The sequence below is a fragment of the Paenibacillus sp. J31R30 genome (genome assembly GCF_059692115.1).
In genome coordinates, this window is sequence record NZ_JCAUAV010000016.1 from 130,657 (window position 1) to 136,656 (window position 6,000).

Annotated in this window: 6 protein-coding genes and 1 rRNA gene; all 7 read right to left on the bottom strand. The window is 51.8% G+C overall.

The window, feature by feature from the left end; genetic code table 11:
* Window positions 1-192: 192 nt before the first annotated feature.
* Entirely contained in the window at window positions 193-678 is a 486-nt protein-coding gene (locus AC58QO_RS30350) for a nucleoside deaminase (protein ID WP_497272188.1), read from the bottom strand.
* A 40-nt stretch (window positions 679-718) separates the two neighbouring features.
* Window positions 719-1,648, bottom strand: a complete 930-nt coding sequence (locus AC58QO_RS30355; protein WP_497272190.1) for an ABC transporter permease — start codon at window positions 1,646-1,648, stop codon at window positions 719-721.
* Window positions 1,649-1,733: 85 nt separating this feature from the next.
* The gene (locus AC58QO_RS30360; RefSeq protein ID WP_497272192.1) at window positions 1,734-2,855 is read right to left on the bottom strand and encodes an ABC transporter permease; all 1,122 of its coding nucleotides are present in this window, start codon (window positions 2,853-2,855) and stop codon (window positions 1,734-1,736) included.
* Window positions 2,852-4,357 (bottom strand): ABC transporter ATP-binding protein, encoded by a 1,506-nt coding sequence (locus AC58QO_RS30365; protein WP_497272204.1) that lies wholly within the window; start codon window positions 4,355-4,357, stop codon window positions 2,852-2,854. Before AC58QO_RS30365 ends, AC58QO_RS30360 begins: the two co-directional genes overlap by 4 nt.
* A 262-nt stretch (window positions 4,358-4,619) precedes the next feature.
* Window positions 4,620-5,156 (bottom strand): chromate efflux transporter ChrA, encoded by a 537-nt coding sequence (gene chrA, locus AC58QO_RS30370; protein ID WP_497272194.1) that lies wholly within the window; start codon window positions 5,154-5,156, stop codon window positions 4,620-4,622.
* Window positions 5,153-5,746: a chromate efflux transporter ChrB gene (gene chrB / locus AC58QO_RS30375; protein WP_497272206.1), complete on the bottom strand. Its 594-nt coding sequence runs from the start codon at window positions 5,744-5,746 to the stop codon at window positions 5,153-5,155. The genes chrA and chrB overlap by 4 nt, the downstream gene beginning before the upstream one ends.
* A 145-nt stretch (window positions 5,747-5,891) precedes the next feature.
* Window positions 5,892-6,000: ribosomal RNA gene (gene rrf, locus AC58QO_RS30380) — 5S ribosomal RNA — on the bottom strand; the annotation flags it as partial.

Here is a 6,000-nt window from a genome sequence, read left to right on the forward strand (position 1 = left end):
TGTACAAATTACAACATCGAAACCATCAATATCCTATTACCTTCATCTTCATCTTAATCTTCATCTTCATCCTCATCTCCCTTCCCTATCGCCCCCTTCTCTCCCACCTCAGCAGCACATGCTTCCACAACCCTATCCCCACACAAACCAAAAAAAGCCACCAAGACAACAATCGTCCCGGCGGCTTCCCTTTCAACCCCAATACCCGCTGTGCGCAGCAACAGCCGCGTCCACAACCTCAGGAACAGGACCGATCACTTGGATCGGCTTGTTCCCTCTGGCAAAAACCTCACGACAAGGCAGCATCAACGTCGGATTCTGCTCATGATCCCCTGTCAGCCCCGCGAGCATCGCTTCTGACATTGCAAATATAACGCGTCCCACGTTGCCCCAATAGATCGCTCCCGCGCACATCGCGCATGGCTCCGTTGAGGTGTACAACGTACATGCCCACAACTCTTCCTTGCTATATCGGTTGGAGGCTGCCTCCATTAGCATCGTTTCCGCGTGCCCTGTGCAATTCGATTCAGTAACCTCGACATTGCCATGCTCCAGCAAAATCTCCCCAGTAGGACCAACCAGCAACGAACCGAAAGGTGTATTGCCAGCTTCTCTCGCTAGCAGGGAAAGCTCTACACATCTTTTTAAATAAGGAATATGAACCTCAAATTCACTCATGTTTGGCCCTCCTATTTTTGCCCCTTGTTGCTCCCGCATTTTAAAATCTCTGCTCACGTATATAAGGCACTCCAAGCGCCTCAGGCGCCCCAGATGGCTTATTTTTATTCCGCCAACCGAGGAACATCAGCACCAGAATGGTGACGACGTACGGAATCATTTTCAAAAAGTAAGAAGGAATATGACTGCCGATCAGCTGTACACGGAACCCCAGACTATCCAACACACCGAAGAAATACGCACACACAAGGGCACGAATCGGATTCCATCTCGCGAAAATAATGAGCGCCACCGCGATCCAACCGCGTCCGGAGGTCATCCCCTCGTTCCATGTCGGTGTATATACAAGCAGCAAATCTGCGCCACCAATACCAATCAACATCGAGCCCACGACAATGCACCCGTAGCGAATCGCGATCACAGGAATCCCCATCACGTCCGCCGTCGCCGGATTATCCCCAACTGCCCGAAGATGAAGCCCCCATGACGTGCGATGAATGAACAAGTGCATAGCCAGCACGAGTACGAAGCTTAACCATGTAAACAAATCCATGTGGGCAAAAATTTTGCCAATCACCGGCACCGGTTCCAACCACGGCATATCAAGCTTTGGTACTGCACCCACAAGTGGCTGACCGCTCACCGGCTTCCCTAAGTACGCGCTAAGCCCTGCGCCGAATATCGTCATCGCTAACCCGCAAACGACCTGATTCGCATGCAGTGTCACGCATAGAAATCCATGGAGCAACCCGAGAACCCCACTCACCGCGAGCACGCACAGAATGGCCAACGCTAAATTTCCTGTATGTATGAAGACAAGGCACGATGTCACCGCACCCATTAACATCAAGCCTTCAGCGCCTAGCTGCATGATGCCCGATCTCTCAATCAAGATGCCGCCCAATACGGCCAGAAGCAGCGGTGTACCCGAAGAGATCGCCGAAACAATGATTTGTGTGATTGCATCCATCTCTTACACCCCCTTATTTAACCGTTCATTAACACCATTAACTAACTAGTCATCCACGCACGCAAACTCACAGAGACCGCCTCAATCAGCTGTTCCGACGAATACGAAATTTCCCTGCCATTCCCCCAGCAATAAGGAAAAACAGAATCGCCCCTTGAATCATCGAGGAAGTCGACGACGGAAGCCCAATCGTTTGCACACTATATCCACCTACAATGAGCCCACCGAAGAGCACTGAGGCGATCACAAGCCCAATCGGATTCAGCTTCGCTAGCCAAGCCACAATAATGGCCGTGTACCCATATCCCGGAGAGATCCCATACATCAGTCGGTGCGCCACACCAGAGACTTCCCCCATGCCAGCAAGCCCCGCCAATCCGCCGCTAATCACCATCACCAGCAGCACATGTCTGGAAATACGAATACCAGCATTTTTAGCCGCCTCACTATTGGCACCGATCAACCTCAGCTCATAGCCCCACCGCGTATACCGGACCACGAAGGCATAGATCAGCACAGCGATAATGGCAAAAATCAGCCCTAGATGCAGCCGCGTTGTACCAAAGGTCGGTAAGGACTGGGCAACTGTGAACATTGGTGATCCCGGGAAGTTAAAACCTTTTGGATCTTTCCACGGCCCGAAAACCACATAGTTCAGCGCGAGCAGCGCCACATAATTCAGCATCAAGGAAGTAATTAATTCGTTTACCTGAAAAAAGTTCCGCGGAATTGCCGTCAGCAATCCCCAGAAGCCGCCGGCCACGATGCCCGCGACCATCATTGCTGGAATCGCCAGATACACCGGCAGATGTGGAAAATACACCGTAATCGCGGTCGCCGCCATCGCCCCTGCCACGAACTGTCCTTCCGCCCCAATGTTCCACACGGAGATGCGGTAAGCAATCGACACGCCCAGCCCGCAAAGCAGCAAAGGAATCGCCTTCACCAGCGTTTCTGTTAATCCAAAGGTGGAGCCGAAGGCCCCCTTCACCATTTTCCCGTATACCACGAAGGGATTCATCCCATTCAGCGCGATAAAAATCCCACAAGCCACCAACGCCAATACGATAGCGATGATCGTTACCCACCAAGGGCTATTCGCCCCTGCGGGATCGATTTCCAAACGGTACGGCAAGCGGAACCCTGCTCGGCGCCCAATCACTTTCTTTTCAATCGGAATGCTGCCTGCTGTTCGTTGCTCACTCATCCTGCATCCTCCTCCGATCCCGCCATCAGCATACCGATATGTTCGCGGCTCGCCGCTTCCCTCGGGATATCCCCCACAATGCGGCCATCGTACATCACGAGAATACGGTCAGCCAGCTGCAGCACTTCATCCAAATCCTCCGAAATGAGCAAAACACCACGCCCCTTACTGCGCAAATCCTCCAACAGTTGATACACGCCCTCCGAAGCACCCACATCAAGGCCTTGTGTCGGATGCACCGCAATCATCAGCTTCGGCTCTTGATCAATCTCCCTGGCAAAAAGCAGCTTCTGCTGATTCCCACCCGACATAAATTGAACAGGCGAATCGATTCCCGACGTTTTCACATCGAACATCTCAACCAACCGCTGAGACCAACTCCGATTGCTCCCTGTTCGCAGCAAACCGAACCGCGACCGTTCTGACGAACGATACGTTTTGAACAACAGATTATCCACCGAGTCCAAGCTCCCCGCAAGACCGCTGCGCATCCGATTCTCCGGGACGTGCCCGATTCCAAGCTCAATCGCTCCCCGAACCGAACCATTCCGCAACGCCTTTCCGTCAAAATGGACCTCCCCCTGCTTCCAAACACGCAGTCCAGTCAGCACTTCTGCTAGTTCCTTCTGCCCGTTCCCAGAGACGCCTGCAACACCGACAATCTCCCCTTCATTTACTTCAAAATGAAGCCCATCCAGCACCTTGCGTCCATGGTCCGCATAGACATCAAGCCCCTTGACCGTGAGCATCGGTTTCTCCTCCGCTCGCGTTCTTTGTTGTGCGCGGCCCGCTAAGCTCATCTCGCCCACCATCAACTGCGCAAGCTCGCGTTCGCTCGTTTCGGATTTCGCCATCGTCGCAATCATCTTGCCCTTGCGCATAACGGAAATATGATCCGCCGCGAACATCACCTCTTTGAGCTTATGCGTCGTCATAATGACCGTTTTGCCTTCCTTTTTCATTCGGTTCAGCGTCTCAAAAAGCTGATCAACCTCTCCAGGCGTCAACACCGACGTTGGCTCATCCAAAATAATAAAATCCGCTCCCCGATAGAGCGTCTTTACAATTTCCACTCGCTGCTGCTCGCCAACAGATAGCTGCCAGATGGGCCGATCTACGGGAAACAGCAGCCCAAAACGCTTCGAAATCGCCTCGATTTCCTCCGATTTCTTCGAGAGCCATCCGGGGCCGCGCCAGAAAGAGCCAGCTTCCCCAAGAACAATATTCTCCGCAGCCGTCAGGGTTTGCACTAGGCGGAAGTTCTGAAACACCATGCCGATGCCGAGCTTCATCGCGTCCTTCGGTGAGCGAATGCGCACCTTCTCACCATGTATGTAAATCTCCCCGCTCGTCGGACGGTACACGCCGGACAGCATGCACATCATCGTGCTTTTGCCCGCGCCATTTTCGCCTAGCAGCGCGTGAATCTCTCCCGATCTCGCTCGGAAATCCACCTCATCATTCGCCAGCACGGAACCGAACTGCTTGACGATTTGGACCATCTCGACAGCATCTTTCTCTTGTGTACGCACAGGTCACCGACCTCCTTATTCCGTTAGACACCCTTATATAGCTAAAACAGCATCTCCCAACTAGGGATTTGCTGTTTAAGGAAAACGATATGGCCGATTTGATAAGTTTATCCCTCTTTCAACACTATACGGTCCGCCTATCTTTAGCGTCAATAAACATGACACCAAGTTTGGTGTCGTAACGAAAAGAGGCGCTAGCTTTGTGCTTAGCGCCAAAAAATGTGAGCTTAGATTACGTGGACAGAAAAATCCCACCATACACGAACCCCGCAAGAATGACAAAGGCAGGATGAATCTTACGCATTTGAATCAAATAAAAGGCTACCGCGGCGATCCCGAAAAACTGCAGATACCCGATCGCTTTCGTCGACTCCACCAAGCTGCTCCAGGTGACCAGCACCATCATGATTGCAATAACGGGCTGAACCAGCAGTGTCATGCCTTTAATCACAGGGGATTGCTTGTATTTCTGCAAAATATTCAAAAGAATAATCAACGCAATGATCGACGGAACCACCGTTGCCGCCACCGCTATCAGCACGCCGATCCAGCCGCCGATTTGGTAGCCGACATATGCGGCGATTTTCGTCGCAATCGGCCCCGGCAGCGCGTTCCCCAGCGCCAACATATTGGAGAACTCACTGCTGTTCATCCAGCTGTGATTCGTCACGATCTCTTGAAACATCAGCGGGATGGACGAAGGTCCGCCGCCATAACCAAACACATTCGCAAGAAAGAAGCTAACGAGCAGATGCCACCAATCCATCATACGCCATCACCTTTGCCAAGCGTCTTCTTGCTCTTCGTCCACTTGTCCTTTAGCTTGTGATGGAAGGCTCCATATAGGAGGAACATGAATATCACGATAGCGGGGTGCACCGATAAAGGTTGTAGCAGCAGAAAGGCTACGATGAAAAATGTAATCCCCGCTGGCCAGCCTAACCCTTTAATCGCTTTCTCGCCAAACTCATACGCCATCACGCCTAACATGACAGCGACAATCGGCACCACCGCTGCAATCATCCCCTTGATCACATGCGACGTGCTGAAAAACGTAATAAATGAATACAACCCCACCATCGCCACACAAGTAGGCAAAATATGAGCCAACAGACCAATTAGCGCCCCCAAGCTCCCTTTGAGCCGATACCCCAAATAACCCGCCAGCTTTGTCGCGATCGGTCCCGGCAGCGCATTCGCGATCGCGAGTACCTCCATAAACTCTTCATCCTTCATCCATTTAAAACGCGTCACCGCTTCATACCGAATCAATGGCACGATCGACGGCCCGCCGCCATACCCCAAAATCCCCGTCCGGAACATCGCCATTCCTATCTGAACATAGGCGTTCTCCACTATGTATCACTCCCCAAAAAGTTAACTAAGCTTTATTGTATTATAAAATGAGCCCATTATTAGCATTCAACTTATATTTTTGTGAAAATGACGAAAACAAACACAAAAAAACCTCACCTAGAACAAACCAGGTAAGGTTCTTTCAATTGCTTGGCAACGTTCTACTCTCCCAGAACCCTGCGGTTCAAGTACCATCGACGCTGGAAGGCTTAACGGTCGTGTTCGAGATGGGAACGCGTGGATCCCTTCCGCCATCA